The sequence below is a fragment of the Bradyrhizobium diversitatis genome, assembly GCF_016031635.1.
Taxonomy (GTDB): Bacteria; Pseudomonadota; Alphaproteobacteria; order Rhizobiales; family Xanthobacteraceae; genus Bradyrhizobium; species Bradyrhizobium diversitatis.
Window position 1 is genome coordinate 1 of sequence record NZ_JACEGD010000013.1, and the last position, 25,846, is coordinate 25,846.

Annotated in this window: 25 protein-coding genes; 12 read left to right on the plus strand and 13 right to left on the minus strand. The window is 64.9% G+C overall.

The genetic code is table 11. The features are described 5' to 3' along the window. The coding region (locus tag H1B27_RS15520; protein ID WP_197965649.1) for a transposase at positions 1-287 on the plus strand (287 nt) is incomplete at its 5' end. Between the two features lie 7 nt (positions 288-294). On the opposite strand, the gene H1B27_RS15525 is transcribed toward H1B27_RS15520, so the two are convergent. After that, complete coding sequence (locus H1B27_RS15525) at positions 295-900, minus strand: GNAT family N-acetyltransferase (protein ID WP_061876526.1); 606 nt, start codon at positions 898-900, stop codon at positions 295-297. 153 nt (positions 901-1,053) lie between these two features. After that, on the minus strand, positions 1,054-1,452 hold the full coding sequence (locus H1B27_RS15530) for a PaaI family thioesterase (protein ID WP_028182077.1): 399 nt from the start codon (positions 1,450-1,452) through the stop codon (positions 1,054-1,056). 118 nt (positions 1,453-1,570) lie between these two features. Between H1B27_RS15530 and H1B27_RS15535 the strand changes: the two genes are divergently transcribed. Then, positions 1,571-2,350 carry a cobalamin-binding protein gene (locus tag H1B27_RS15535; protein ID WP_197966651.1) on the plus strand — a complete coding sequence of 260 codons (780 nt, stop codon included), beginning with the start codon at positions 1,571-1,573 and terminating at the stop codon, positions 2,348-2,350. Positions 2,351-2,473: 123 nt separating this feature from the next. Here H1B27_RS15535 and kynU read toward each other — a convergent pair whose 3' ends face one another. From kynU to H1B27_RS15560, 5 genes are all read right to left on the minus strand, one after another. Beyond that, complete coding sequence (kynU, locus tag H1B27_RS15540; protein ID WP_197966652.1) at positions 2,474-3,676, minus strand: kynureninase; 1,203 nt, start codon at positions 3,674-3,676, stop codon at positions 2,474-2,476. Positions 3,677-3,684: 8 nt separating this feature from the next. Beyond that, complete coding sequence (kynA, locus tag H1B27_RS15545; protein WP_028180727.1) at positions 3,685-4,524, minus strand: tryptophan 2,3-dioxygenase; 840 nt, start codon at positions 4,522-4,524, stop codon at positions 3,685-3,687. A gap of 33 nt (positions 4,525-4,557) precedes the next feature. After that, positions 4,558-5,367, minus strand: coding sequence for a hormone-sensitive lipase (locus H1B27_RS15550; protein ID WP_197966653.1), 810 nt, complete (start codon positions 5,365-5,367; stop codon positions 4,558-4,560). Positions 5,368-5,632: 265 nt separating this feature from the next. Beyond that, a complete protein-coding gene (locus tag H1B27_RS15555; RefSeq protein ID WP_061876522.1) occupies positions 5,633-6,910 on the minus strand; it encodes an ArgE/DapE family deacylase in 1,278 nt (425 codons plus the stop codon). Between the two features lie 44 nt (positions 6,911-6,954). Further along, positions 6,955-7,680, minus strand: coding sequence for a pyridoxamine 5'-phosphate oxidase family protein (locus tag H1B27_RS15560; protein ID WP_061876521.1), 726 nt, complete (start codon positions 7,678-7,680; stop codon positions 6,955-6,957). A gap of 75 nt (positions 7,681-7,755) precedes the next feature. On the opposite strand from H1B27_RS15560, the gene pdxR reads away from it, so the two are divergent. Together pdxR and H1B27_RS15570 are read left to right on the plus strand one after the other, a co-directional pair. Then, positions 7,756-9,225: a MocR-like pyridoxine biosynthesis transcription factor PdxR gene (pdxR, locus tag H1B27_RS15565; protein WP_197966654.1), complete on the plus strand. Its 1,470-nt coding sequence runs from the start codon at positions 7,756-7,758 to the stop codon at positions 9,223-9,225. A 67-nt stretch (positions 9,226-9,292) separates the two neighbouring features. After that, positions 9,293-9,538 carry a DUF6719 family protein gene (locus H1B27_RS15570; RefSeq protein WP_197966655.1) on the plus strand — a complete coding sequence of 82 codons (246 nt, stop codon included), beginning with the start codon at positions 9,293-9,295 and terminating at the stop codon, positions 9,536-9,538. Positions 9,539-9,550: 12 nt separating this feature from the next. Here the strand turns inward: H1B27_RS15570 and H1B27_RS15575 are convergent, their stop codons facing one another. Together H1B27_RS15575 and H1B27_RS15580 are read right to left on the minus strand one after the other, a co-directional pair. Continuing rightward, positions 9,551-9,913, minus strand: a complete 363-nt coding sequence (locus H1B27_RS15575; RefSeq protein WP_061876518.1) for a hypothetical protein — start codon at positions 9,911-9,913, stop codon at positions 9,551-9,553. Positions 9,914-9,945: 32 nt separating this feature from the next. Then, positions 9,946-10,110 carry a hypothetical protein gene (locus H1B27_RS15580; RefSeq protein WP_165936172.1) on the minus strand — a complete coding sequence of 55 codons (165 nt, stop codon included), beginning with the start codon at positions 10,108-10,110 and terminating at the stop codon, positions 9,946-9,948. Positions 10,111-10,523: 413 nt separating this feature from the next. On the opposite strand from H1B27_RS15580, the gene H1B27_RS15585 reads away from it, so the two are divergent. Beyond that, entirely contained in the window at positions 10,524-10,718 is a 195-nt protein-coding gene (locus tag H1B27_RS15585; RefSeq protein WP_197966656.1) for a hypothetical protein, read from the plus strand. A gap of 37 nt (positions 10,719-10,755) precedes the next feature. Here H1B27_RS15585 and H1B27_RS15590 read toward each other — a convergent pair whose 3' ends face one another. Continuing rightward, positions 10,756-11,304 (minus strand): CreA family protein, encoded by a 549-nt coding sequence (locus H1B27_RS15590; protein ID WP_061876517.1) that lies wholly within the window; start codon positions 11,302-11,304, stop codon positions 10,756-10,758. 209 nt (positions 11,305-11,513) lie between these two features. Here H1B27_RS15590 and H1B27_RS15595 point away from each other — a divergent pair, with 209 nt between their 5' ends. From H1B27_RS15595 to H1B27_RS15615, 5 genes are all read left to right on the plus strand, one after another. After that, positions 11,514-13,049: a L,D-transpeptidase gene (locus H1B27_RS15595; protein WP_197966657.1), complete on the plus strand. Its 1,536-nt coding sequence runs from the start codon at positions 11,514-11,516 to the stop codon at positions 13,047-13,049. Positions 13,050-13,138: 89 nt separating this feature from the next. After that, the gene (locus H1B27_RS15600) at positions 13,139-13,708 is read left to right on the plus strand and encodes a glutathione peroxidase (protein WP_197966658.1); all 570 of its coding nucleotides are present in this window, start codon (positions 13,139-13,141) and stop codon (positions 13,706-13,708) included. A 162-nt stretch (positions 13,709-13,870) separates the two neighbouring features. Continuing rightward, entirely contained in the window at positions 13,871-14,899 is a 1,029-nt protein-coding gene (locus H1B27_RS15605) for a polysaccharide deacetylase family protein (protein ID WP_197966766.1), read from the plus strand. Positions 14,900-14,906: 7 nt separating this feature from the next. Next, positions 14,907-15,458 (plus strand): dihydrofolate reductase family protein, encoded by a 552-nt coding sequence (locus H1B27_RS15610; RefSeq protein ID WP_197966659.1) that lies wholly within the window; start codon positions 14,907-14,909, stop codon positions 15,456-15,458. Positions 15,459-15,751: 293 nt separating this feature from the next. Then, the gene (locus H1B27_RS15615; RefSeq protein ID WP_197966660.1) at positions 15,752-16,867 is read left to right on the plus strand and encodes a helix-turn-helix domain-containing protein; all 1,116 of its coding nucleotides are present in this window, start codon (positions 15,752-15,754) and stop codon (positions 16,865-16,867) included. Between the two features lie 3 nt (positions 16,868-16,870). On the opposite strand, the gene H1B27_RS15620 is transcribed toward H1B27_RS15615, so the two are convergent. Together H1B27_RS15620 and H1B27_RS15625 are read right to left on the minus strand one after the other, a co-directional pair. Continuing rightward, complete coding sequence (locus tag H1B27_RS15620) at positions 16,871-17,323, minus strand: DoxX family membrane protein (RefSeq protein WP_197966661.1); 453 nt, start codon at positions 17,321-17,323, stop codon at positions 16,871-16,873. Positions 17,324-17,619: 296 nt separating this feature from the next. Beyond that, the gene (locus H1B27_RS15625) at positions 17,620-19,929 is read right to left on the minus strand and encodes an NADP-dependent malic enzyme (RefSeq protein WP_197966662.1); all 2,310 of its coding nucleotides are present in this window, start codon (positions 19,927-19,929) and stop codon (positions 17,620-17,622) included. A gap of 247 nt (positions 19,930-20,176) precedes the next feature. Here H1B27_RS15625 and H1B27_RS15630 point away from each other — a divergent pair, with 247 nt between their 5' ends. Then, entirely contained in the window at positions 20,177-22,147 is a 1,971-nt protein-coding gene (locus tag H1B27_RS15630; RefSeq protein WP_197966663.1) for an aq_1923 C-terminal domain, read from the plus strand. Positions 22,148-22,398: 251 nt separating this feature from the next. Here H1B27_RS15630 and aspS read toward each other — a convergent pair whose 3' ends face one another. Beyond that, entirely contained in the window at positions 22,399-24,171 is a 1,773-nt protein-coding gene (gene aspS / locus H1B27_RS15635) for an aspartate--tRNA ligase (protein WP_197966664.1), read from the minus strand. Between the two features lie 188 nt (positions 24,172-24,359). Here aspS and H1B27_RS15640 point away from each other — a divergent pair, with 188 nt between their 5' ends. Beyond that, a complete protein-coding gene (locus tag H1B27_RS15640; protein ID WP_197966665.1) occupies positions 24,360-25,832 on the plus strand; it encodes a protein adenylyltransferase SelO in 1,473 nt (490 codons plus the stop codon). Positions 25,833-25,846: the final 14 nt, after the last annotated feature.

Consider the following 25,846-nt stretch of genomic DNA (forward strand, 5'->3'; position numbering starts at 1 on the left):
GCCGAATCTTCATCTCTGGCCAGAAGCGCGGCGTCTTCGGTGTCATCAAGCGCGAGCTGCGCCGCCGTTCCGCCATCGAACCCATCATCGGACACCTGAAGACCGATGGCCACCTCGGCCGCTGCTACCTCAAAGGCCGCGCCGGCGATGCGGCCAACGTCATCCTCTCAGCCGTCGGCCACAACTTCCGCCGCATCCTCGCCTGGATCAGAGAACTCTTGTGCCTGTTCCTGATCCAGCTCTGGCGCACGCGCGCCTGTCCGGCCCCGCTCAATTCGGCTTCTTAACGGACGACTATGCGGCGCGACTGCCGTACATGCTTGAGATGAGCTTCCAGCAAGTGCTGTTGAAGCTGAGAAGAGCGCGCCCGGCCGTGAACGGCGACGCCGCGAGGTCGGCGAGTTCGGCCTCAGGCGTCCTCGCGAGGTCGATCGTACCAGTCGATTCGCCGTGGCGGAAAGCCAGATGCGCCCCGAACTTCCTGGCGAGCGCCCGCATCGCGTGGTTCTCGGCACCCGTCGTGATGCGCAGCTGCTTATAGCCTTTCCAGCGCGCCTCCGCGATCAGGCGGCGGAACAGCACTGTGCCGACACCCTGGCGGCGCGCGGAAGCTTCCACGCTGAAGGCGACTTCGGGCAAACAATCATGCTCCGGCGGATGCAACTCGGCCGCGCCACGGACCACGCCATCGACGATATAGGCTACGATCACGGTGCCGTCTTCGGCGCAGCGGGCGGCGTAACGCTCGATGAAGCTGTCGTCGAGAAAGCCGTTGAAGCGGTCGTGTCGACTGCCGGCATCAAGCCTCAGCAGATGATCGCGCAGGAGCGGCAATTCTTCCTGCTGGATCAAGGTCCGCACATAGCCGGGAGCGGTGCGGACGGTCTCTTCAAGTACCACGTCAGAAACTCCTCTTGGTGTCCCTCGAGGAGGCGTTCGAATCCCTAGACCTCCTATATTGTGCATCGCACCATAGTTTTCAAGACGGAGACCTGCCCAAGTTAGAGGCAACAGGAGCGACTAATTCGTTAATAAAATCAAACTCCCGTACTCCTACAGAACCAGCTGCGTCTGGGTCACTACGGCAACCAGCTTGCCATCCTCGGTTTCCAGCCGGGTGGTCCAGATCTGGGTCCGCCGGCCACGATGAACCGGAGTGGCGGTGGCGATGACTGTGGTTCCCTCCTTGGCCCCGCCAATGAAATTGGTCTTGCTCTCCAGCGTGGTTGTGCCCTTGGCATCCTCGGGCAGGTTGATGACAGTCGCCGCCGCGCCGACGGAATCGGCCAGGGCCATCACCGCCCCGCCATGGATGGTGTGGTGAAGCGTGCAGAGATCGGGCCGGACCGTCATCCGCGCCACCACGCGGTCCTTCTCTGCCTCGACGAACTCGACGCCCTTGAGCTCGGCGAACGGCATCTTCATCGCTTTAAGTTTCTCGAGCGGCGTCATCAAAAGCTCTCCCAATTCATTGTTGTCTCAACGTGAATGGCTTCGCGCGGCAAAGCAATGACCTCCGAGGTAATGGCGGTGCTGACATATGCGCCGCGTTTGCGCATATGCTCCCTCCATGCGCCACTTCCCGCCCCGCCGCGTCGTCTGTCTCACCGAAGAGACGGTCGAGACGCTCTATCTGCTCGGCGAGCAGGACCGTATCGTCGGCGTCTCCGGCTACGCGGTGCGCCCACCGCAGGTGCGGCGCGAGAAGCCACGGGTGTCCGCTTTCGTCTCAGCGGACATCCCGAAGATCCTGGCATTGGAGCCGGACCTCGTGCTCGCGTTCTCCGATCTCCAGGCCGGCATCGCGGCCGATCTCGTCCGCGCCGGCATCGATGTCCACGTCTTCAACCAGCGCAACATCGCCGGGATTCTGGCGATGATCCGCACGCTGGATGCACTGGTCGGCGCCGCCGGGTGCGCGGAACACCTCGCGCAAGGCTTCGAGCGGCGCCTTGCGGCAGTCGCCGCAGCGCCCCGCCCCTCGCCGCCGCCAAAAGTCTATTTCGAGGAATGGGATGATCCGTTGATCTCGGGCATCGGCTGGGTCTCCGAGTTGATCGAGATCGCTGGCGGCATGGATGTCTTCCCGGAACTGCGGCATCGGCCGGCGGCAAAGGATCGCATCGTTTCGACAGAGGCGGTGCGCGAGGCCGCACCTGACGTCATCCTCGCCTCTTGGTGCGGCAAGAAGGTCGTGCCCGCCCGCATCAAGCAGCGCGATGGATGGAGCGGCATCCCGGCCGTGCGCGACAATCGCATCGTCGAGATCAAGTCGCCGATGATTTTGCAGCCGGGACCCGCGGCGCTGACGGACGGACTCGATGCGATCGTAGCGGCGTTGTGGGGATGAACGCGCCAGATCTATTACCGTCATGAGCGCGAGGCGACGCAATCCACAGTGTCACTGCGAAGGGATTCTGGATTGCTTCGTCGCAAGCGCTCCTCGCAATGACGTCTGAGGAAGCGACCTTCCTCACGTCACCGCGTTGACGACCTGGTACTCCGGCCGGCGCCACACATCGCCGACGATGACATCCTCGATGATCTCGGCCGCCTTCATCACGTCGCGCTCGCCGACATAGAGCGGCGTAATCCCGAATCTCATGATGTCTGGCGCGCGGAAATCGCCGATGACGCCACGCGCGATCAGGGCCTGCATCGCGGCATAGCCGCCCTCGAAGGCGAAGGAGACCTGCGAGCCGCGGCGCTCATGAGCGCGTGGCGTCACCAGCTTCAGGGACGGACAGCGCCGTTCGACCTCGGCAATTAGGAGATCGCCGAGCGCCAGGGAGCGGGCGCGGACCTCGGCGAGGTCGACGCGGTCCCAGATGTCGAGCGAGGCTTCCAGCGCCGCCATTGCCAGCACCGGCGGAGTGCCGACGCGCATGCGTTCGACGCCGCCGGCGGCGGCATAGGCAAGCTCGAAGGCAAAGGGCTTGGCATGACCCATCCAGCCCGACAGCGCGGCCCGCGCACTATCGGCGTGGCGTGGCGCGACGTAGAGGAAGGCCGGCGCGCCGGGACCGGCATTGAGATATTTGTAGGTGCACCCAGCGGCGAAATCGGCCCCGCTGCCGGCGAGATCGACCGGCAGCGCGCCGGCGGAATGCGCGAGATCCCAGACAGTGACGATGCCGAGGGCATGCGCTTTCGCGGTCAACTTCGCCATATCGTGACGGCGGCCGGTGCGGTAGTCGACCTCGGTGATGTAGAGCACCGCGACCTCCTCCGACAACGCGGTCTCGATCTCCTCCGGCGCCACCAGGCGCAATTGATGGCCGCGCCCGAGCGTTTCGATCAGGCCCTCGGCCATGTAGAGGTCGGTCGGGAAGTTACCGGTATCCGACAGGATCACCTTGCGCGAGGCATTCATGTCGAGCGCGGCCGCGAGCGCCTGATAGACCTTGAGCGACAGCGTGTCGCCGACCATCACGGAGTCCGCTTCCGCGCCGATCAGCCGCGCGATGCGGTCGCCGACATGACGCGGCTGGGCGTACCAGCCAACGGAGTTCCAGGCGCGGATCAGCTCGTTGCCCCACTCGTCCGTGATGACGCGGCCAACGCGCTCGGCAACGCCCAGCGGCAGCGCACCCAGCGAGTTGCCGTCGAGATAGATCACGCCGTCGGGCAAATGGAACAATGCCCTGGTGTCGTCGTAGACGCGGAGCCGGGTCATGGACATCCCTACAGAATCGTGCGCACGCGCCAGAGTTCGGGAAACAGCTCGACCTCCAGCATGCGCTTGAGATAGCTGACGCCGCCAGTGCCGCCGGTGCCGCGCTTGAAGCCGATGACGCGCTCGACCGTCGTCACATGGTTGAAGCGCCAGCGCCGGAAATAGTCCTCGAAATCGACCAGCTTCTCCGCCAGTTCGTAGAGCATCCAGTGCGTCTCCGGCGCCTCGTAGACGATACGCCAGGCCTGCAGCACGCCTTCGTTGAAGCTGTGGGTCTCGCGGACATCGCGCGCCAGCACCGCCGCAGGCATCTTGAGCCCGTTGCGGTCGGCGAGGCGCAACACCTCGTCATAGAGGCTTGGCGTTGCAAGTTCCGCTTCGAGCAGCTTCGTGGTCTCCGCATCGTGCGCGTGCGGCTTCAGCATGGCGTGGTTGCGGTTGCCGAGCAGAAATTCGATCAGCCGGTATTGCCGCGACTGGAAGCCCGAGGATTGCCCGAGCTGCGAGCGGAAGCGGGTATATTCGCTGGGCGTCATCGTGCGCAGCACGTCCCAGGCGCCGTTGAGCTGCTCGAAGATGCGCGACATCCGCGCCAGCATCTTCATGGCGGGCTGCACCTCGTCTTTTGCGATGGCCCGACGCGCGGCGCTGAGCTCGTGGATGGCAAGCCGCATCCAGAGCTCCGTGGTCTGATGCTGGATGATGAACAGCATCTCGTCATGCGCCTCCGACAGCGGGTGCTGCGCGCCGAGGATCGCATCCAGTGCAAGGTAGTCGCCGTAGGACATCCGCCGCGCGAAATCGGTCTCGGCGCCTTCGCTCGTGGGATCGTAATCGCTGGACGTCATGCCAAGTCCTTTCGATCGATCTTCCATGCTTCGTCAGTCGAGGCCGATCAGGCGGGCGGTGATCGGCGACGACGGATCCTTCAGTCCGTCGATCACGGTAAAATGGTTGAGGCCGGGATCGATGACGAGGTGCGTCGGCACGTCGAAGCCGGTCCAGACATTGGCCATCAGATCGGACTGGCGGATGAATTCGGGCCGCTCGCTGCCGCCGACCCAGGCGGTCACAGGCGAATGCCCGCGCGGCAGATGCAACGCCGCGCTTTCCAGCGTCGCCTCCTCCATCGTCATGCGCAGCGTTTCGTTCATCTTGGTCTTCAGCAGCGGACGCAGATCGTGCAGGCCGCTGATCGAGAGTGTGCCGGCGATGCGGTTGTAGACGGCGGACTCGAGGCGGCTGTCGTCGCACAGCATGCGGGTGACGAGATGGCCGCCGGCGGAATGGCCGGCGAGCCGGATCGGACCTGCGACCAGCGAGGCCGCCTTGGCGATCGCGGCGGCGATCTCGGCTGTGATGTCGGAGATGCGCGCAGCCGGCGCCAGCGTGTAGCTCGGCAGCGCCACCGTCCAGCCATGATGGCGCGCACCTTCGGCGAGATCGGTCCAGGTCGATTTGTCGAAGCGCAGCCAGTAGCCGCCATGGACGAACACGACGAGGCCCTTGCTGTCGCCGTCGGGCAGGACCAGGTCGAGCTTCTGGCGCTCGCCGGCGCCATAGGCGATGTCGGAACGAAACTCTGTCAGTCCGGCGCGGTACGTCGCAGCCCGCTCCGCCCACAGCGCCGGCATTTTGTCCGCGCCCGGGATATGGGCCGAATTGGCGTAAGCGTCATCCCAATCGCGCATCGTGACTTCCTTGACTTGAGGCCAGCGAACCGGAGCCAGTCTGCCACCGGCAAGGCCGCCCTCCTAGTCTTTATTTTAAGCTTAAAGGATTTCGACTCGCCCGAGTTTCGGGCAACGGCGCGGCAGACATGCCCGCCATTCCGGCCTGAACGGGGATCTGATGGGCCGTTTCCCTCATTGCGAGCGCGGTGACGCAATCCATCTTGCCGCCGCGGCAGCCTGGATTGCTTCGTCGCTTCGCTCCTCGCAATGACGGCGGAAAGAGCTAGGCCTTCTCCACGCCGCACCATTCGGCAATGAACAGCGCCATCGCCTTGGTCGTCTTCTTCAGCGACTCCAGGTCGACGAACTCGTTGAAGCCATGCATCTCGCCTCCGCTGGCCCCGAAACACAGGCTCGGAATGCCGTGATTGAGGCCGTAGAAGCGCGTGTCGGTGAGCGCGGTGAAGACGAGGTCCTCGACCGCGCCGCCATAGACGGCGCTGAACGCCTTGCCGAACGCGGCTTCCGGCGCGGCGGCGTCGGTCAGTTCATAGCCTTCGGACAGGAAGCCAGACCATTCGATCTCCGGCGGATTGTTGGCGAGGAAGCGGTGGTTGCGCGAAGCGGCGGCGACGCAAGCCATGATCTCCTTCTGGTGATCGGCGATCGACCAGCCCGGCAATACCGCAATCCGGCAATCGACGTCGCACCAGGCCGGCACGCTCGAGGCCCAGTCGCCGCCCTTGATGATGCCGGGGTTGAAGTTGATGGGATGGTTGAGCGTCTTGAAGTGACGATCGGTCTTGGCGCGCTCATTCCATTCGATCTCGAGCTTCTGCAATGCCTGGATCAGGTGATACGCCGCCATGATCGCGTTCGCGCCCGAACCTGCGAAGGCAACGTGGGTCGGATGGCCCTTCACGCGCAGGCGAAACCAGATCACGCCAACCTGCGAGCGCACCATCTTGCCGCCGGTCGGCTCCGGAATGAAGCAGGCATCCGCGCGATAGCCGCGCTGCAAGGTCGAGAGTGCGCCGACGCCGGTGCTCTCTTCCTCGATCACGGACTGGAAGTGAATGCGCGCCGTCGGCCTGAAGCCCGCAGCCCTGATCGCGTCCAGCGCATAGAGCGCACCGATCGTGCCAGACTTCATGTCGCAGGCGCCGCGACCGAACATCTTGCCGTCCTTGATCACCGGCGAGAATGGCGGCGTATCCCACAATTCCAGCGGGCCGGCCGGCACCACGTCACAGTGCCCCTGCAGGATCAGCGATTTACCGCCATTGGTCTGGGGACGGTAAGTGCCCACCACGGAACGCGCCTTCGAAAAATCGTGCTCGATCGGACCAAATCCGCGCAGATCCTTCAAATCGTCGACATTGATATGCCAATCGTCGACCTCGTAGCCACGTTGCCGCATGAGATCGCCGATCATGTCCTGGCACGGCCCCTCCGCCCCGCGGGTCGATGGGATCGCAACGAAATCGCGGGTAGTTGCAAGCTGAGCTTCGAAGCAGCTGTCGACGGCGTCAAGAATTCTCTGCTGCGTTTCGGCATTCATCAAGGCAACTCCAGGCATCTCAATGGTGCGCAAACTAGCCGATTTCAGCCGTTCGGGTACTCCACAAAATAAGCATCCCGCAATGCATCTTCGAGCAGCCGGCCTTCGGAATAGCCATTCAGCGTCGCGGGCCGGCTCACACCGTCGAGCAGGCGCGGGCACGGCTCCGGGGCGCCGAGCACGGTGCGGACCGGAATGCGCTCCGCATAGATCGGCAACGCATAGTCCTCGTCGTCGTCAGCGACACCCTTGGCGCGGATCTTGGCCGAGGCTTCCTCGATCTCCATCGCGATGAAGGACGTCGCCTTGATCTCCTGCGTGGTGCTCTGTCGCAGGCCGGCGGTGCGATCCGGGAAGAAGCGATCGACCATGGCGATCACCGCCCGCTCCTTCTCCTCTGGATCGGTGACGAGATAGGCCGTGCCGAATGCCATGACCGCGCGGTAGTCGGCGGAATGGTTGAAGCCGCAGCGCGCCAGCACGAGGCTGTCGAGATGGGCGACCGTCAGGCAGACGCGCTCGCCCTTGGTCTGATTGCGCAGCATGCGGCTGGCGCTCGAGCCGTGCCAGTAGAGCCTGGTGCCCTCGCGCCAGAAGAAGGTCGGCGTGCAATAGGGCTGGCCGTCGATCACATAGGAGACGTGGCACAGCATCGAGGCATCCAGGATGCGGTGGACCGTGGCGTGATCGTAGAAGCCGCGGTCATGCCGGCGCTTCACCTGGTTGCGCGCCGACGTCGGATAGGAATTTGAGGTCTCAGTCTGGCTCACGGCCGCTCCCGCTCGGATTGGAACAATTCCAGCGCAGTTGTAGCGGGGCTTTTGGTCTGCGATAGTTCCAATTCCATGCGAAAAATTCCAACCAATTCCTCCGCGCCCGGCAAGACCGAGCTTCCCCTCGACCTCACAGGGCCTCACATCACGGCCGGCGCGTCCGCCGCGCACCGGCTCTATCAGGCGCTGTGCGAGACGATCGTCTCCGGCCTCGTCAAGCCCGGCGAGCTGCTGCCGCCATCGCGGACGCTGGCCAGGCAGACCGGCTTCCGGCGCAACGCCGTCGTCACCGCGTATGAGCGTCTGATCGCCGACGGCTTTGCCGACGCAACCGTTGGCTCCGGAACGTTCGTCGCCGCACGAATCCCTGCGCGGGTGGCCGAGCGGAATAAGCCGAAGGTGGTTGTCGAAACGCCCGGGCAAGGCGCGTTCGCGCTCGGCTGCACCCACATCGACGAGCGCGCGGTGCAGCGTTTTCGCGCCTTCGTCGGCCGCCGCATGCGTGCGTTCGGGGCCGAGCACCTGCATTATGGCGATCCCCGCGGCAGCCGCGAGCTCCGCGCGGCGATTGCCGATCATCTGCTGTCGGCCCGCGGCCTGCGCTGCGATCCCGATCAGATCATGCTGACGTCGGGCACGCTGCACGCACTGCGCATCGTGCTGAGCGCGATCCTGAGGCCCAACGACCAGGTGTGGTGCGAGGACCCCGGCTATCCGGCCGCGCGAAAAACCATCGCGCATTGCGGCTATCGCGCGGCACCCGTCCCCGTCGACGAGCACGGGATGCGTGTCGCCAACGGCCGTATCGCGGCGCCGTCCGCGCGCGCAGCCTACGTCACACCGTCGCATCAATTTCCACTCGGCGTGCAGATGTCGATGCCGCGGCGGCTCGAGCTTCTGGATTGGGCAAGGCAGGCCGGCGCCTTCGTGCTCGAGGACGATTACGACAGCGAGTTCCGCTATGACGGCGCACCGCTGATGTCGCTCGCCGGCATCGATCGCCTCCAGCGCGTGATCTACCTGGGCACGTTTGCCAAGACGCTGTTTCCGGGCCTGCGCATCGGCTATTGCGCCCTGCCCGAACGCCTGATCGCGGACGTGGCGGCAGCTCGCGCGGCGCTCGATCGCTTTCCCGGCACGCTGATGGAAGGCGCGGTGGCCGACATGCTCAATTCCGGCGCCTTCGCCGCGAACCTGAAGCGCGTGCGAAAACTCTATCGCGAGGCGCGTGATGCGCTGGCCGAGACGCTGGAGGCCAAGTCCGACGGCGTTTTATCCGTGCCGGTGCCGTCCCACGGACTTCATCTTGTCGCCCGGTTCGATCCTTCGGTCGACCTGTCGGTGGCAGCGCAAGCCAAACGAGCCGCCGGCGCCGAGGGCTGGCTATTGGCCGACACCTATTCGCGTGCGCGTCCGCTGCCCGGATTCGTGCTGGGATTTTCGGGGCACGCAGTTCCGCAACTCGTGGCGGCCGCCGACCGGCTCGCGCGGGAATCGCGCTCGGCCTTGCGCGCCAAGAGTAGATCTGGCCGGCGGGCCTAACCAGGCTTCACTGTCAGAATCGCTTACCGGCCCCTACATTGCAGCTTCAATTCCGGGAGCTTCCGTCATGTCATTTCTTCGCACCGCCTGCTGTTCGCTCCTGATCGCCACCGCGCTTGCCTCGACAGCGGGTGCTGGCAGCGTCGGACGCGAGCAGGACATCGTCGATCTGAAGCTCGGTCAGCGTGTGCTCGTGGATGACGGAACCTGCCCCGCCGGTCAGGTCAAGGAGGTGCGCGGCGCCAAGATGACGGACAAGGGTGTCTCGCGCACGAGCTCCTGCGTGCCGCGGCACGGGCCGAAATCGAGATGATCAGCTGAGAAGCTACTTCGCCGGATCGAACATGCACTGCAAGGTCGGCTTGGCGATCTTGGTGAAGGTCGGGCCGATCTCACCCTGCTTGGAAACAGGTACCCAATCGGTCTCGATCGTCGGCACGCCGGTCTCTGTGATGCCGCGCAGCAGCGCCTCGCGCAGATCGCGGTCCTCAACGGCAGCGGCGGCATGGTCGTGGAGGCAGCTGCAAACCGCTTCCGGATGCTCCCAGCGCCCGAGCATGCGCGGCGCGCACTGGCGCACGAATTCGCTGCGTGGATCGGGTAGCCGGGAGGGTGTGCGAACCTGCGCCTGAACGGAACCGACCGTCAGAAGGGACACGAACGCCGCGGCGCAGAGACGAAGCAACATGATGGCCTTGCCGGCTGTTGTCTTGTGTGCGGTCAGAAGCGCGCGGCGACCACGATCGGCTGCGCTGGCGTGATGGTGACGGGCGAGCCGCTGTACTGGAAGGTCCCGACACCGGGGAGATTACCGTCAGGCGCCCCCGCGAACGAGGAGCCGGCGAGCACGAAACCGAAAGCAAGGATGAAGCTGAGGGCGCGCATGATCTTTTATCCCAATTCGGTAGCCGGCGGTGCGCCGTCGTCGTTGTGACGCTGATAACCATGGGCGGTTTCGCGCGTGATGCGCGAAAAGCTGAAAATGGTTTCGTCGCCGTGAGAATTGTTTCGTCCCGTCCGTGACGACGAAACAATTTTCGGAAAATGCCAGTCATTTCAGAGAGGTCAGGCTGCAGCTCAAAGTGGCCCGGCAAGTTCCGGCTCCAGCGCGGAAACGCCCCCTGCAGCGCGCGCCGTCATGCTCCCGCCTCAAGCGCTTCATACGCATTTTACGTTTTTCTGCTGAACAGGGCAGTAAACGAGGGCCGGGTCGATCCTATTGAACCGGGCGCGGTTCGGCCGCGACCCAAGCCATCGAAACCGAGACGCCCGATTCATCGGGCGCGTTCACGTGAGGAATGGCCGCCATGATGACGGGAAATCGCGCAACGCCGCGCGATGCGGATCCACCGAGGGATCGCGGAGATGAACCACCCGTTCGCGGCAGCGTCGGCGAAATGGCGCTGCAATCGAGCCGCGGCTTCGAGGCTGTACCGCAGATGTTCGTGCGGCTGACCGGTTCGCATCTCGCGAAACCGGGCGATCGTCTTTGAGCGAACCCTAGCACGTCACTGAGTGAACGCTAGGGCGTCACTGAGTGAAGAACTCGCCGCACTTCTGGACGTTCGCGTCCGCCGGTCCCCACGGCATGATCGGCACGGTCGAGGTCGAGTTCTTCGGCGACCCCTCGATCAGCTTGTCCGAATAGACCATGTAGACCAGCACGTTGCGCTTGGCGTCGCAGCCGCGCACGATCTGCATCTTCTTGAAGAACAGCGAGCGCCGCTGGCGGAACATGTCGTCGCCCTGCTCCATCTTGTTCTTGAACCTGATCGGTGCGACCTGGCGGCAGGCGAGCGAGATGTCCGAGACCTCCTCGGCAAGGCCCAGCCACCCCTTGAAGCCCCCCTTCTCCGGCACCGTGAAATGACAGGCGACGCCCTCGACTTCCGGATCGTCGAGACCATAGGTCGCGAGCTTGTCGTTCGGGCTCATCCATTTGAACACGGTCGAGCGGCGGAAGATCAGATCGGGCTCGTCGGCGGCGGATGCCGACGCCATTGGCGCAGTTAGAGCCAGGAGGAATAAAGCGAGGCCTTTCAAGCGGATGCCCGAAAGACCGGGGAAACGAGATGACATGAAGTTCTCCGGTAACAAGTCTCCGCAATGTAGGAACGCGAAGGCCCGACAGGAAGACGACAGCCAGCCCGGCGCGGCCGCCGTTTACTGCTCCGTGAGGCTTTTCTGCTACGGCTTGGACAAAAGTAGCTGATCGCAGAACCACCCTGCTGGTGAACGCGTATCCTCCTGGCGAGACTAACGTCTGATTTGGAATTGTGGATTCGAGGATGAATAGCGTGAATGGGTCGGGTTCTTCCGCCAAGTCGGTGCGGCTGTGGCAGGTCGCCGTTTTGACCGCGGCGGGTGTGATCGGCACGACCAGCCACGCAGACGCGGCGTTCTACTATTGGACGGATTATTCCGACGGCTCCTATTACGCCCGGCAGCGTCCCGAGCCACTGCGCCAGAGGCCGCAGAAGAGCCGCACGGTCGGCAAGAAAGAAGTCGTCGAGAAGGAAGCCGGCACCAAGCCACAAGGACCGCTCGTCATCGTCGTATCGATCGACCGGCAGAAGGTGACGGTCTACGACAGCAAAGGCGCGTTCGCGGAATCCCCGGTGTCGACCGGCATGAAGGGTCATTCGACGCCGATGGGTGTGTTCAGCGTCATCCAGAAGCACAAATTCCACCGCTCCAACATCTATAGCGGCGCGCCGATGCCGTACATGCAGCGGATCACCTGGTCCGGCGTCGCCATGCATGCCGGCGTGTTGCCGGGTTACCCGGCCTCGCACGGCTGCATCCGCATGCCGATGTCGTTCGCGGTAAAGATGTGGAACTGGACCAGGATGGGCGCGCGCGTCATCGTCGCGCCCGGCGAGATGACGCCGCACAGCTTCTCGCATCCCCTGCTCGCCTCCGTGCGCGTGCCGCCGCAGCCCGCGGCGAGCCTCGCGCCGCAGACGACTGTCGGCGAGAAGGGCGACAAGGGCGCCGCCGGAGCCAATCCCGTGGAGACGAAGACTGCAAGCGCCGACAGCATGCTCGAGCTGCGCGCGTCGGTCGGCCACGCCGTGATGTCGGATGTGACCACAGGCAGAGCGCCCGCACGCCAGGAAGCCGTCGCACCGGCCGATAAGGCCAAGACGGCCGAGGCATCCGGTACGATCAAGCCAGGTCACGACGACAAACCCGCCGATAAGGTCGAGGCGGTCAAAGCCGAACCGGTCAAGACGGAGGCGGTGGACTCCGCGAAGACGCCCAATGCGCCGGCCACGGCGCCGACAATGACTGCTTCGCCCGACGCAAGGAAGGACGAGACCCGCGTTGCCGACCCGGCGCCAGTTGCAAAACCGGAAATGCCCAAGCGGGCCGGCCAGATTGCCGTCTTCATCAGCCGCAAGGATTCCAGGCTCTATGTGCGGCAGAATTTTGCGCCGCTGTTCGAGGTCCCCGTCACGATCGCCGCGAGCGACCGGCCGCTCGGCACGCATGTCTTCACCGCCGAAGTCGACAAGGCCGATGCCAATTCGCTGCGTTGGTCGGTGGTGTCGCTGCCCGTCTCCGCCCGTTCCGCGGCACGCGCGGACGACAGCCGCCTCGCGCGCGGCCAGCGTGGCGCCGCAGTGATCCCCGTCGCCGCCAGGCCCGTGGTCACGCCGGACAGCCCAGCCGAGGCCCTCGACCGCATCTCGATCCCCGCGGAGACCATGGCGAGGATCAACGAGATGCTGACATCAGGCGGCTCGATCATCGTCTCCGACCAGGGAATCAACCAGGGCGAGACCGGCGAAGGCACCGATTTCATCGTCCGCCTGTACTAGGCTTCGTCGCTCCTGATAACGCGGTGTTGAGCAGTCCGGTCGTGCCGGCGGGGTAACATGCTGCCCGGATCATTTCGGGGGACGCCCTCATGATGAATCGCAGGGCCATGCTCGTCGCAACGGTTGCAGGCGCGATCGCGCCGGCAGCACGCGCTTTCGCCGATGGCGGCATGAGCCGGATCTCGGCCTACGCCTTCTCCTTCCCCGCATTGTCTGGCGACGACATCCGCCTCGCCGCGTTCACCGGCAAACCGCTGCTGGTGGTGAACACCGCCTCGCTCTGTGGCTACACGCCGCAATATGCCGGCCTGCAGGAGCTATGGAACGAATTCCGCCCCCGCGGGCTCACCGTGATCGGCGTACCGTCCAACGACTTCGGGGGCCAGGAGCCGGGAGGCGCCAGTGAGATCACGGACACCGCGCACCACCAATATGGTGTTACCTTCCCGGTTACGGCCAAGGCCGGGGTGATCGGAGCGAAAGCGCATCCATTCTACAAATGGGCCGCCGAGGCGCGACCGAAGGAAGTTCCAAGGTGGAACTTCCACAAATACCTGATCGGCCGCGACGGCTATGTCGCCGACGTCTTTGCGTCCGCGGTCGAACCGGCCGACACGCGAATCAAAACGGCCATTGCGAGGGCGCTGGCCGACAGTTGACGCAAGCGCCGCATCCGGCTGGGCACAATTGTGGCCGGGCGTCAAACAGCCGTTGCAATGGCGATGGCCCACCATCTAGGCTAGGATCGTTTGGGCAGGATGGGTTTTGCCGCAGGCGAAAAGCCGCGGCGGGACAACGGGGCCAATCTCGAGGACAACACCATGCGTGTGGCGGCAGGACTGATTCTGGCAGGCGCGATGTCGGTTGCGATGACCGGCGCAGCATGGTCGCAGACACCGGCCGCGAAGCCGGCAGCCGCGACGCAAGTCGCACCGGCGGCGACGCCGGTCGCGTCGGCACCCGCGACGGCTCCGGCCGCCGCCGCTCCCGCGACAGGCGCCGCGCCAGCAGGGTTCGTCAATCCGCCCCCGCCCAAGCAGCCGCCGCAGCCGGCGCGCGCGGCCTGCAACACGCCGGGCGCGCTCGGCGTCGCCCGCACCGTCGAGATCGATACCACGGGCGGTCCCGGCTTCGGCTTCGAGCATTTCAAGGAGCTCGACTTCCTGCGCGACAAGGAGGTGGTGCTGACCTTCGACGACGGCCCCTGGCCGCGCAACACGCCCGCGGTGCTGAAGGCGCTCGCCGACGAGTGCACCACCGGCATCTTCTTCTCCATCGGCAAGCACGCGACCTACGAGCCGGAGATCCTGAAGCAGGTCTACGCGGCCGGCCATACGGTCGGCGCTCACACCTGGTCGCACGCCAACCTCAACAACAAGAAGCTCACCGAAGCGCAGCGCAAGGAAGAGATCGAGAAGGGCTTCAGCGCCGTGAGATGGGCGCTCGGCGGCATCTCGCCCTCGCCGTTCTTCCGCTTCCCGGCGCTCCAGCATCCGCCGGAGATGGTTACCTATCTCGGCAACCGCAATGTCGCGATCTTCTCCTGCGACATTGACTCGTTCGACTTCAAGGCCTCCAAGCCCGAGAAGGTGGTCGAGACCGTGATGAAGAAGCTCGATACCAAGGGCAAGGGCATCATCCTGATGCACGACTTCCAGAAGCACACCGCGGAAGCCCTGCCCGAGCTGCTCAAGCGGCTGAAGGCCGGCGGGTACAAGGTGGTGGCGATGCGCGCCAAGTTCCCGGCATCGACGCTGCCGGAATACGACCAGGAGTTGCTCAAGGACGCCAAGCTGCCGACGGTGAGCCAGCGCCCGGTCAATTCCGTGGTGACGACCGTTTCCGAATAGAAGGCCGTTGTCTTTCCGTATCGAAGGCTACGTCATCGTCTCGGCGGACGGCATGCTTGCCGACGCCGATCGCGTCATGCCCGACAGCCTGAAGTTCGAAGCCGACAAGCTGTTCTTCGAGCAGGCGCTCGATCGCGCCGCGCTGATCGTGCATGGCCGGCACTCGCACGAGCAGCAGCCGAATTCGCCGAAGCGCAAGCGGCTGATCCTGACCCGCAAGATCAGGGACCTCATCGTCGACCCGGAGATGCCGAACGCGACGCTGTGGAATCCTGAGCATGCGAGCTTCGATGAGGCCTGCGCCTTCGCGGACGTCTCCTCCGGCATGATCGCCATCATCGGCGGTCCGCTCGTGTTCGACCTGTTCATGGACCGCTACGACACGTTCTGGCTGTCGGAAGCCCCGCATGTGCGGCTGCCCGGCGGCGAAGGCTGTTTCGGCGGCGTGCCCCAGCGGACGCCTCACGAGGTGCTGGCTGCGCACGGAATGAAGCCGGGTGCGCCGTATCTCCTCGACGCGGCGCATGAGGTGACCGTGACCCCGTGGCGGCCGGGTTAACCTCTCGACAGCGGCGACGCGGCCCGGCTCCAACTCAAAACTGGAAAAACAACCCCATGCACAGTACCGGCAACAGAATACCATTTGGTATCTGCTGATTTCGTGAGCTAAAATTGGTCCCGCCGCCGGCCAGCGCAAAGCCGGCTAGCATTTTGCCGAGGCCTGATAATCGGCCCCGACGGCGGTCGTGGCGCTATAGCCAACGTCCCAGGCGCGGCGTCAATACGAGCCGACGACTGAGACACACCGCATCAATAGACTGAGACAAAAGAGCAAGACTGACCGCGGCCACAATGAGCGACGACTGCACGACCACAGGTCCGACGGACGCCTTCGGATTGAATGATGATGTCGCCCCGATATCGTCCCTGCTGCCGGCATTCGGCTTCAGCGCCGATCAGATGGAGACGGAGGCCAACGTCGCAGCGTGGCGGGAAGCCGTCGCCACGCTGTTCGAGGTCGATGAGCTCGCCGCCGATGAACCGGTCCCGTTTCGCGCCGACCTCAGCTCCTACGCCATGGGCCCGGTGCTGATCGGGCTGAGCCGTGCCAGCGGCCAGCGTTTCCGCCGCACCCCCGAAACGATTGCGCGCAGCGGCGTCGACCACATCATTCTCCAGCTCTATCTCAAGGGTGGCTACGACGGGGTCGCCGGCACCCGGCCGATCCGTGTGCGCGCCGGCGACATCTGCCTGTTCGACCTCGCCCAGACTCTGGAGACCAAGGCGACGGCTTTCGAGAATGTCACGCCGGTCGTGCCGCGCCCGATGTTCGGCACCCATCTCTTGCGAGTCGATGACCTGCACGGCCTGGTCCTGTCCGGCAGCAGCGTGATCGCAAGGCTGCTGGCGGGACATCTCACCGCCCTGGTCGAATTTGCGCCCCGCATGACGCTCGACGAATGTCAATCGGTGGTCGAGGGCACGGTCTCGCTGCTGGCCGCCTGCCTGCGCAACGAAATCGAACGCGGCGACGCTGACGCCGACCATACCGTCGCTGCGAGCCCGTCCTTGATGCGGATTCGGCAATATATCGAGGCTGGCCTTGCCAGCGAGGATCTGTCGGCCAATTCGATCGCGGCCCATTTCGGCCTGTCCCGGGCTTCACTGTACCGGTTGTTCGCGCCCGTCGGTGGCATCGCGGACTACATTCGCAGCCGTCGGCTGCACCGCGCGTTCTTCGATCTCGCCAATTCGGGCGCGCGTGGTCCGCGCATCAGCGAGGTCGCGCGGCGCTGGCAGCTCGGCACCGACGCGCATTTCACGCGCTCGTTCAAGGCAGCCTACGGCATTACGCCCCGCGCAGCGCGCGAGGCCGCATTGCTCGGCCTTCAGCACGGCACCGATGCAACGAGCAGCGCAACGATTTCCCGCTGGATGCGCGAGATCGCGCCCCCAAGGGCGCATTGATCGCTACACGTCGCCGTAGGCCGCCTCTGCCGGACGCGTGGTGCGGCCGTAGCCGATGATCATGCAGAGCGCGCCGATGATCGACAGGTTCTTGAGCGCGTCGACCAGCATCTTGGCGTTGTCCGGCGGGGTCTGGTTCCAGAAATCGTAGAACAGGACGGTCGCGACGGCGACGTAGATGATCAGCAGCATCGCGAAGAAGCGCGCGCCGAAATTCAGCGCGATCATCAGCCCTGCGATGACCTCGAGTCCGCCGACCGCGATCGCCAGCAGCTGCGGCGTGGTCATGGCCGTCGCCGTCTCGACCTGCGTGGCGTAAGGCGCGATGACATCAGGCACCACGACCCTGGTGGCGATAAAGTCGGCAGTCTCCTGGATGGCAAAGAGCTTGGTCGCGCCCGTGTAGATGAACAGCACGGCGAACAGGATTCGCCCGAAAGTCACGAACGCTGGCATGATCGGCCTCTTGGCAAAGCGCTACAGCACGGAACGCTTGAAGAGATTATGAAGAGTCGTGCGCCGGTTTACAAACGGGGAAATGGAGAACCGTTTTGAAAAGATTGAGATCGAGAGGCTCGGGCGCTGCGCTCCCTCGCCCCGTTCTTACGGGGAGAGGGTTGGGGTGAGGGGCTGCTTCCGCAATCGCGGTGAGAGCTGGATTCGCGGAGACTCCCCCTCACCCGGAATTTGCTGTCGCAAATTCCGGCCTCTCCCCGCGCGCGGGGAGAGGCGAAGCAGCGTCGGCGACCGTCTCAGGTAAACAACGTCGGCTGCTGCCGGGCTGCCCGCTCCTGGGCTTCGACGACGGCGACAGCCGTCATGTTGAGGATGCCGCGCGCAGTCACCGACGGCGTCAGGATATGCGCGGGATGCGCCGGGCCGACCAGGATCGGGCCGACGGGCAGCGCGTCCGCCAGCGACTTGATCATCTGATAGGCGACGTTGGCGGTGTCGAGGGTCGGCATGATCAGGATGTTGGCCTCGCCCTCCAGCTTGGAGTGCGGCAGCACCATCCTTCGCGCAGCGGCGGAGAGTGCGGTGTCGCCCTGCATCTCGCCGTCGGCCTCGATCTCCGGATGCTTCTCCTTCAACAGCTGGGTCGCCCGCCGCATCTTGCGCGAGGATTCGGTGTCGTAGCTGCCGAAATCCGAGTGCGAGACGAAGGCGATCTTCGGCTTGATGTTGAAGCGCTGCACGTGGACCGCGGCGAGCGATGCGATCTCCGCGAGCTCTTCCGCGCTCGGGTTGGGCCGAACCTGCGTGTCGGCGATGAAGAAGGCGCCCTTGCTGGTGATCAGCAGCGCAAGCGCCGCGTAGTCGCTGATATCAGGCGAGAAGCCGATGATCTCGCGGACATGGCGCAGATGGCTCATGTAGCGGCCCTCGACGCCGCAAAGCATGGCATCCGCCTCGCCACGCGTCACCGCGAGCGCCGCGATCACGGTGTTGTTGGTGCGCACGACCGTGCGGGCGGCATCCGGCGTGACGCCGCGGCGGCCCGCGACCTCGACATAAGACTGCACATAGGAGCGGTAGCGCGGATCGTCCTCGGGATTGACCAGGTCGAAGTCCTTGCCGGCGCGGATCGAGAGCCCGAAGCGCTTGATGCGCGCCTCCACGACAGAAGGACGGCCGACCAGGATCGGCCGCGCCAGGTTCTCCTCCAGCACGACTTGCGTCGCGCGCAGCACGCGTTCGTCCTCGCCTTCGGCATAGATCACCCGCACCGGCTGGGTCTTGGCCTTGGCGAACATCGGCTTCATGACGAGGCCGGAGCGGAAGGCGAAGCGCTCGAGCAGCGCGGTGTACTCGTCGAAATTGGTGATGGGTCGCGTCGCGACACCCGACTCCATCGCCGCCTTGGCGACAGCCGGCGCGATGCGCAGAATCAGGCGCGGGTCGAACGGACTCGGGATCAGCGAGCCCGGGCCGAACCCTTGGGTCTCGCCCGTGTCAAAACCCTGCGCGACCGCATCCGACGGCGCCTCGCGCGCGAGCTGCGCGATGGCCTCGACGGCGGCGTGCTTCATCTCCTCGTTGATCGCGGTGGCGCCGACGTCGAGCGCGCCGCGGAAGATGAAGGGAAAGCAGAGGACGTTGTTGACCTGGTTCGGATAGTCCGAGCGGCCGGTGCAGATCATGGCGTCGGGGCGCGCCTTCCGCGCCTCTTCCGGCATGATCTCCGGCACGGGATTGGCGAGCGCCATGATCAAGGGCTTGTCACCCATCGCCTTGGCCATCTCGGGCTTGAGCACGCCGGGTGCCGAGAGCCCGATGAAGATATCGGCGCCGCCGATGACGTCGGCGAGCGTGCGCTTGTCGGTCTTCTGCGCATAGACCGCCTTCCAGCGGTCCATCGAGGTGTTGCGCCCCTCATGCACGAGACCGTCGATGTCGCAGACCCAGATGTTCTTCCGCTGTGCGCCCATCGAGACGAGCAGGTTCAGCGTAGCGAGCGCGGCGGCCCCTGCCCCCGAGGCCACGATCTTGACCTCCGACAGCTTCTTGCCGTTCAGCCTGAGGCCGTTGGTGATCGCCGCGGCGACGATGATGGCGGTGCCGTGCTGGTCGTCATGGAAGACCGGGATCTTCATGCGCTCCTTCAGGCGCGTCTCGATCTCGAAACACTCCGGTCCGCGGATGTCTTCCAGATTGATGCCGCCGAAGGTCGGCTCGAGCGCCGCCACCGTCTCGACCACACGGTCGATGGTGTCGGCGGCAATCTCGATGTCGAACACATCGATGCCGGCGAATTTCTTGAACAGGACCGCCTTGCCTTCCATCACCGGCTTGGAGGCCAGCGGGCCGATATTGCCAAGGCCGAGCACCGCGGTGCCGTTGGAGACCACCGCGACCAGGTTGGCGCGGGTGGTGAGCGTGGCCGCCTCGGCCGGGTTCTTGGCGATCTCGGTGCAGGCGGCGGCAACGCCCGGAGAATAGGCGAGCGCGAGATCGCGCTGGTTGGCGAGCGGCTTGCTTGCCTGAATCTCGAGCTTTCCGGGGCGCGGCAGACGATGATAGGCCAGCGCCGCCTGGTGGAGATCATCAGAATAGGACGACATGCGGAGTCTCGCCTCACGTTACCGGCATCAAAATGCATGATCCGGAGCTGCCGCCCAAGCGAAACGGTATTTCCGGGTCATGGAAACGGGATGAAGCACGCCGGGTGCCCCGGTGGCAACATCCGATTGCGACCCCATCAACAGGGCGCGCAGTCAACTGTCTGAAAACCATAGCTTTCCCTGGACCGCGCGGCGTTTGCCGAATATGGCAGGTTGCGCGGTGTAGAACGAGCAACTGGAGCCGGGAATGAAGCGAATCCTGATCGGCCTGATCATGGCAGCCGTGCTCGGCGCGGGCGGATGGTTCGGCTTCAATCTCTACGTCCAGCACCGGGCCACCAGCGAGGTCGAGGCAGCCTTCGAGCAGATGCGCGCGGGCGGCGGCAAGGCCAGCCATGGCAAGATCACGTTCGAGTTCGCGACCCGGACGCTGACGATCGAGGACATCGCGGTCGAGCCTGCCCACCAGCCGCAGGCGAAGATCAAGATCGCCGGCATCAAGGGCACAGGCGTCCACTTGATCGATGATGCCAGGTTCTCGGCCGACAGCATCGACATCACGGGTGTCGAGATTGCGTTGGACGACGTCGGCCCCGGCAAGTTGAAAGTGGCCTACAAGGTCCCGCAGACGACACTGCGCGACTATGCAGGTTCCCTCCACGTTCAAAACATACCGACATCGAGCTCTCTGATCGACGCGTACCGGTTCGTGCTTGTCCAGTTCGCGAGCGTGACGGCAACGTCCGTGACGGTCCCGTCCATCAACATCAATTTCGACGCCGGCAGCAGCGGCGGCAGCGGTGAAGTGCTCTATTCCGGCCTCGCGCTGCAAAATCTCGGCCGCGGCAAGGTCGATGCGATGAAGACGGACCGCGCCACCTTCACGATCAACGTGACGCAGCCGGGCAACGCGGACAAGCTGACTGGCGAGATCTCGACCCTCATCGTCAACGATTTCGACTCGACCCCGATCCTCGCCGCACTCGATCCACAAGCGAGCGGTGACGACAGCTACCGCCGGGTCTACCGGCAAATCTCGAGCGGCCCTTATGTGCTGAAGTCCGCGCTGGGCCTGCGTATGGATATCGACGGCTTCGCCATGGAAGACATCGACGTGCAGCCGTCGAGGCTCCGTTTGTTCGAGATGTTTGCCATGCTGCCGCAGGACAAGTCGACCCCGCCAACGCAGGCGCAAACGCGCGAGCTGATGGAGAAGGTCGCTGGATTCTACGACGGCATTCGCGTCGGCAAGGCCGAGATCGGCAAGACCTCGATCGGCACACCGCAGGGAACCGGGAAGATCAACGCGATCCGCTACCGGCAGGGCGACTTCGCAATCGAGGGCGTCGATGCACCCTCGCCGCAGGGTCAGTTCAAGATGGAGCGCTTCGCGCTCAAATCCTTCAGCATGCCGAACTTCATGCGCTGGGCCTCCGGTCTCAGCAGTCCCGGAAAGCCGCCCTCGCCCGACCAGATGCTGGGCCTGTTCCGGGTACTCGAAGGCGCCGAGATCAAGGGCGTCGTCTCACCATACAAGAACACGCGTCAATTCGTTACCATCGATACAATCAGCCTGAACTGGGGCCAGCTGGTCGGCTCGATCCCCAGCAAGACCAATCTGGTCGTGAAGATGGTCACGCCCACGGATACCGCCAATCCGGCGCTACGGCCGCTGATCATGGCGGGTGTCGACAAGCTCGCGATCGACCTCGATCTCGGCGCCGCCTGGACGGAATCGTCCGGCGCGTTCGCGCTCGCGCCGGCGAGCATCGAGCTCGGCGACCTCGCCAAGGCGCAAGCCCGCTTCGCGCTCGCCAATGTGCCGCGCGGCCTGTTCACCACGACCAACCCAGTGCAGGCGATGGGTCAGGCGGCGCAGGTCGAGACCGGTGCGATCGAGCTCTCCTTGCGCGACAGCGGCGTCGTCGATCTCGTCGTCGCGCAGTTCTCGCGCATGCAGAATGTCAGCCGCGACGCCGCGCGCAGCGCCATCGTCCAGACGATCCGGGCGCAAGGCGAGAGGATCGCGGCGTCCAATGCCGACGTGAGGATGGCGGTGGATGCGCTGGCCGGCTTCGTCGAGACGTCGGGGCAGACACTGACCATCAAGCTCACGCCCCGCGCCAAGGTCCCGCTGATGCAATTGATGCAGCTTTCGCAAAGCGACCCGGAGAGCGCGCTGGCGCAGTTCAGGATCGAGGCGTCGACGGGGCTGTAGCGGCGCTTATCACTGCGAAGAGGCGGCAGCTGGCCTGGCGTAAGTCCCTCCCCGTCATTGCGAGGAGCCCTTGCGACGAAGCAATCCAGAGTCCCTCCGCGGAACGGCTCTGGATTGCTTCGCTTCGCTCGCAATGACGGTGGAGGGAGCGGACCCAATATCAGCCAGATCGACTCGCGGAGAATTCCCCTCACCGCCCCGCATCTTCGATGCGACGCGGCCTCACCCGCAAGCGGGGAGAGGCGAAAGCCTCACTTCTGCGGCAGGTTCACCCGGATGTGCAGCTCGCGGAGCTGCTTCGTCGTGGCTTCCGACGGGGCGCCCATCAGGAGGTCCATGGCCTGCTGGTTCATGGGGAATAGCGAGATCTCGCGCAGATTCGTGGTGCCACAGAGCAGCATCACGATGCGGTCGACGCCGGCGGCCATGCCGCCATGCGGCGGGGCGCCGTACTGGAAGGCGCGGTACATGCCGCCGAAGCGGTCGACCACTTCCTGCTCGCCATAGCCTGCGATCTCGAACGCCTTGACCATGGCTTCCGGCACATGGTTGCGGATGCCGCCAGAGGCGATCTCGTAGCCGTTGCAGGTGATGTCGTACTGGAACGCCTTGATGGTCAGCGGATCCTGGCCCTTCAGCGCCTCCAGGCCGCCCTGCGGCATCGAGAACGGGTTGTGCGAGAAGTCGACCTTCTTGTCGTCCTCGTTGTACTCGTACATCGGGAAATCGACGATCCAGGCGAGCTCGAACCGCTCCTTGTCGGTGAGGTTCAATTCCTCGCCGACCTTGTTGCGGGCAAGGCCTGAGAATTTCCAGAACTTGTCGGGATCACCGGCGACGAAGAAGGCGGCATCGCCCTCCTTCACGCCGAGTTGCACGCGGATCGCCGCGGTGCGCTCAGGCCCTATGTTGTTCGCAAGGGGGCCTGCGCCCTCGCCGCCCTCGCGCCACATGATGTAGCCGAGGCCGGGCTGGCCTTCGCCCTGCGCCCACGAGTTCATGCGGTCGCAGAAGGCGCGGCTGCCGCCGCCAGGAGCCGGGATCGCCCACACCTGGTTCTTGGGATCCCCGAGCATGCGCGCGAACACCTTGAAGCCGGAGCCGCGGAAGTGCTCCGAGACGTCCTGCATCTCGATCGGGTTGCGCAAGTCCGGCTTGTCGCTGCCGTATTTGCGCAGCGCCTCCGCAAACGGAATACGGCGCCAGTTTTTGCTCACCGGCCTGCCCTTCGCGAACTCCTCGAACACGCCGGTGATCACCGGCTCCATCGCCGCGAACACGTCTTCCTGCGTGACAAAACTCATCTCGACGTCGAGCTGGTAGAACTCGCCGGGCAGACGGTCGGCGCGCGGGTCCTCGTCGCGGAAGCAGGGCGCGATCTGGAAATAGCGGTCGAAGCCCGACATCATCAGCAGCTGCTTGTACTGCTGCGGCGCCTGCGGCAGTGCGTAGAACTTGCCGGGATGAATGCGCGAGGGCACCAGGAAGTCGCGTGCGCCTTCCGGCGAGGACGCGGTCAGGATCGGGGTGTTGAACTCGAAGAAGCCCTGCTCCTCCATGCGCCGGCGCATCGACTTGATGATCGCGACGCGCGTCATGATGTTCTGGTGCAGCTTCTCGCGGCGCAGGTCCAGGAAGCGATACTTGAGGCGGATATCCTCAGGGTATTCCTGGTCGCCGAACACCGGCAGCGGCAGGTCGCCGGCCGGGCCCAGGACCTCGATCTCGCTGATATAGACCTCGACCTTGCCGGTTGGCAGGTCGTCATTGTCGGTGCCGTCGGGGCGGCGGCGGGCCTTGCCGTCCATCCGCACCACGAATTCCGAGCGCAGCTTCTCGGCCAGCGAGAACGCTGGCGAGTCCGGATCGACCACGCACTGGGTCAGGCCGTAATGGTCGCGCAGGTCGATGAACAGCACGCCGCCATGGTCGCGGACGCGATGGACCCAGCCGGAAAGCCGGACCGTCTCGCCGATGTTGCTCTCGCGGAGCGCGCCGCATGTATGTGACCGGTAGCGATGCATGGTCGTCCCAAAATCAATGTCGGAGGATGCGAATCGAACGGCCTGTCACGGCCGGTCCGAAGTTGCGGCAGGGTTTACCTCGCTAGGACCAAGGCGGCAACCAAGGGAACGCCCTGTTTTGAGCTGGAAGTGCCCATTTTCAGGGGCCGAGCCTTTGCCATCAGGCGTTCCAGCCCTATCTTGAGCCTATGACGGTGCATTTCCCCTTCCAGAACTCCTATTCGGCGCTGCCGGACAGCTTCTTCGCCCGCGTCGCGCCGACCCCGGTCGCCGCCCCCCGACTGATCAAGCTGAACCGGCCTTTGGCAATCCAGCTCGGGCTGGATCCGGACCTGCTGGAAACCCCTGAGGGCGCCGAGATCCTGGCCGGCAAGACGGTTCCCGCCGGCGCCGATCCCATCGCCATGGCCTATGCCGGCCACCAGTTCGGGCATTTCGTGCCCCAGCTCGGCGACGGCCGCGCCATCCTGCTCGGCGAGGTCATCGACAAAAACGGCGTCCGCCGCGACATCCAGCTCAAGGGCTCGGGCCCCACCCCGTTCTCCCGCCGCGGTGACGGCCGTGCCGCGCTGGGTCCGGTCCTGCGCGAATACATCGTCAGCGAGGCGATCTTTGCCTTGGGCATCCCGACCACGCGCTCGCTCGCGGCGGTCGCCACCGGCGAGCACGTCATCCGCGAGACCGCGCTGCCAGGCGCTGTGCTGACGCGCGTTGCCTCCAGCCACATCCGCGTCGGCACCTTCCAGTTCTTCGCCGTCCGCCGCGACACCGAGGCGGTGCGCCGGCTCGCCGACCATGTGATCACCCGCCACTATCCAGACCTTCTTCAAGCGGAGCGGCCGTATCACGATTTGCTTGCCGCCGTCGTCGCGCGCCAGGCCGAGCTCGTGGCGCGCTGGCTGCTGGTCGGCTTCATCCACGGAGTGATGAACACCGACAACACGTCGATATCAGGCGAGACCATCGACTACGGCCCCTGCGCCTTCATGGACGCCTACAACCCCGCGCAGGTGTTTTCCTCGATCGACGAGATGGGCCGCTACGCCTATGCCAACCAGCCGCGCATCGCGCTGTGGAATTTGACGCGCCTCGCCGAATGCCTGCTGCCGTTGTTCTCCGACGAGCAGGAGAAGGCGGTCGCGGAAGCCCAGGACATTCTCGGCGCCTTCTCCGAGACGTTCAGCGCCGCCTATCAGGCCGGCCTGCGCAGGAAGGTCGGCCTGTTCACGGAGCGCGACGGCGACGAGGCGCTGATCCAGGACCTGCTCGACGCCATGGCGAAGAACCAGGCCGACTTCACCCTCACCTTCCGCAAGCTCGGTGACGCCGCGGTCGATGACGGCGCCGACGTGCGCGCGCAGTTCATGGAGCCCGCGGCCTTCGACGAATGGGCCGGCCGCTGGCGCGCGCGCATCGCGCTGGAGCCGCAAGGCCCGGCCGAGCGCCAGGCCGCCATGCACGCGGTCAATCCGATGTTCATCCCGCGCAACCACCGCGTCGAGGCCGTGATCCAGGCCGCGGTGAACGACGACGACTACGCGCCGTTCGAGGAGTTGGTGAACGTGCTGGCCAAGCCGTTCGAGGAGCAGCCGGACTACGCCGCCTACGCCGATCCGCCGCTGCCGGACCAGCGGGTGCTGCAGACGTTCTGCGGGACGTAGCCGCAAACTCAGTG

Coding starts and splice junctions, on each gene's coding strand:
- H1B27_RS15555 (WP_061876522.1), bottom strand. CDS start 6,910: ATGAATGCCGAAACGCAGCAGAGAATTCTTGACGCCGTCGACAGCTGC.
- H1B27_RS15605 (WP_197966766.1), top strand. CDS start 13,871: ATGCGTGTGGCGGCAGGACTGATTCTGGCAGGCGCGATGTCGGTTGCG.
- H1B27_RS15575 (WP_061876518.1), bottom strand. CDS start 9,913: ATGTTGCTTCGTCTCTGCGCCGCGGCGTTCGTGTCCCTTCTGACGGTC.
- H1B27_RS15595 (WP_197966657.1), top strand. CDS start 11,514: ATGAATAGCGTGAATGGGTCGGGTTCTTCCGCCAAGTCGGTGCGGCTG.
- H1B27_RS15550 (WP_197966653.1), bottom strand. CDS start 5,367: ATGCGCGATTGGGATGACGCTTACGCCAATTCGGCCCATATCCCGGGC.
- aspS (WP_197966664.1), bottom strand. CDS start 24,171: ATGCATCGCTACCGGTCACATACATGCGGCGCGCTCCGCGAGAGCAAC.
- H1B27_RS15600 (WP_197966658.1), top strand. CDS start 13,139: ATGATGAATCGCAGGGCCATGCTCGTCGCAACGGTTGCAGGCGCGATC.
- H1B27_RS15590 (WP_061876517.1), bottom strand. CDS start 11,304: ATGTCATCTCGTTTCCCCGGTCTTTCGGGCATCCGCTTGAAAGGCCTC.
- H1B27_RS15530 (WP_028182077.1), bottom strand. CDS start 1,452: ATGACGCCGCTCGAGAAACTTAAAGCGATGAAGATGCCGTTCGCCGAG.
- pdxR (WP_197966654.1), top strand. CDS start 7,756: ATGCGAAAAATTCCAACCAATTCCTCCGCGCCCGGCAAGACCGAGCTT.
- H1B27_RS15625 (WP_197966662.1), bottom strand. CDS start 19,929: ATGTCGTCCTATTCTGATGATCTCCACCAGGCGGCGCTGGCCTATCAT.
- H1B27_RS15535 (WP_197966651.1), top strand. CDS start 1,571: ATGCGCCACTTCCCGCCCCGCCGCGTCGTCTGTCTCACCGAAGAGACG.
- H1B27_RS15580 (WP_165936172.1), bottom strand. CDS start 10,110: ATGCGCGCCCTCAGCTTCATCCTTGCTTTCGGTTTCGTGCTCGCCGGC.
- H1B27_RS15620 (WP_197966661.1), bottom strand. CDS start 17,323: ATGCCAGCGTTCGTGACTTTCGGGCGAATCCTGTTCGCCGTGCTGTTC.
- H1B27_RS15615 (WP_197966660.1), top strand. CDS start 15,752: ATGAGCGACGACTGCACGACCACAGGTCCGACGGACGCCTTCGGATTG.
- kynA (WP_028180727.1), bottom strand. CDS start 4,524: ATGACGTCCAGCGATTACGATCCCACGAGCGAAGGCGCCGAGACCGAT.
- H1B27_RS15585 (WP_197966656.1), top strand. CDS start 10,524: ATGGCCGCCATGATGACGGGAAATCGCGCAACGCCGCGCGATGCGGAT.
- kynU (WP_197966652.1), bottom strand. CDS start 3,676: ATGACCCGGCTCCGCGTCTACGACGACACCAGGGCATTGTTCCATTTG.
- H1B27_RS15640 (WP_197966665.1), top strand. CDS start 24,360: ATGACGGTGCATTTCCCCTTCCAGAACTCCTATTCGGCGCTGCCGGAC.
- H1B27_RS15630 (WP_197966663.1), top strand. CDS start 20,177: ATGAAGCGAATCCTGATCGGCCTGATCATGGCAGCCGTGCTCGGCGCG.
- H1B27_RS15570 (WP_197966655.1), top strand. CDS start 9,293: ATGTCATTTCTTCGCACCGCCTGCTGTTCGCTCCTGATCGCCACCGCG.